Consider the following 1,008-nt stretch of genomic DNA (forward strand, 5'->3'; position numbering starts at 1 on the left):
GTTACCTTTAGTTACTCCCAAAACCCTTCAAAACGTTGGGGTGAGAGCTAGGTATAGCGGACGGTGTGGTGTCGGTAGAAGATTGATAGAAGAGCTTGCTTGTAAGTGACTATCAGGTAGGAGACACTAGGGTAGGTGAACAGGGAGTGACACGGGCTCAAAAACCCCTTAAAATGGCTGTTTTGCTAGAGTGCTGATAGAAATAAGGTAGTTAAAGGCTGAAAGTATTGGAATATGGTCGAAAACACAATGACTACTGCAATTAAGCAAGTTTGGGTTCAAAGATTCTGTACCAGCTCTTTGTCGCTAGTCCTCGCCAGCGGTTTCTTCAGTTGCGGCAATTTACCCATGTCTCAACTTAATCTTGGCTTTAATGTGGCTAGCATTGGCGACGTTCAACAAAAGCGGCAAGTGGATGCTGAAGTTTATCTCCGGGGAAAGGTAGAAAATCGCGCTCCGTTTGTGGGGAATGCGGCTTATCAACTTCAAGACGGTACGGGTACGATTTGGGTTTTAACTAACCAAGCTTTGCCCCAGCTTGGCGATGAAGTATTGCTGAAGGGAGAAGTCCGCTACAAGAGTATTACTCTGAAGGATTTGGCCGGAAAAGATTTAGGTGAAGTTTATGTTGAGGAAATGGAACAATTAAAGCGCACTCCAGCGGCAACTAAATAAAAATAGGAAGATGCTATAGCCTTTCTCAGTAACATGAGGTGCTCATAGGGCTCCGTGGGCATAGGACTCGCCCCCATACTTCACCACGCTTGAGAACCGCTATAATTTATTTAACTAAGTGATTCTATTTCATAAAAATCAAAGGTTTATAGTTGCGCTTGGGCGATTTGGATCTGTTTATTTATCCTCAAAGTTCATGTAGAAGTTCACGGGGTTAGCGTGGCAGAAGAGAAGGAGGAGTCCGACCAGAACGAGCACTCAAGACAGATTCAGTCAGGAACTCAAGAATATTCCGGTCTTGCAGCTTGAGAGAAGACACGACGGTGAGTAAAC

Annotated in this window: 1 protein-coding gene; it reads left to right on the forward strand. The window is 44.6% G+C overall.

Going from position 1 to position 1,008, the window contains the following annotated elements; genetic code table 11:
- Positions 1 to 249 precede the first annotated feature (249 nt).
- Entirely contained in the window at positions 250 to 675 is a 426-nt protein-coding gene (locus QUB24_RS33505) for a DNA-binding protein (protein WP_333157906.1), read from the forward strand.
- The last annotated feature ends 333 nt before the right edge of the window (positions 676 to 1,008 follow it).

Source organism: Microcoleus sp. B9-D4, from assembly GCF_036705105.1.
Classification (GTDB): Bacteria; Cyanobacteriota; Cyanobacteriia; order Cyanobacteriales; family Microcoleaceae; genus Microcoleus.

Coding starts and splice junctions, on each gene's coding strand:
- QUB24_RS33505 (WP_333157906.1), top strand. CDS start 250: ATGACTACTGCAATTAAGCAAGTTTGGGTTCAAAGATTCTGTACCAGC.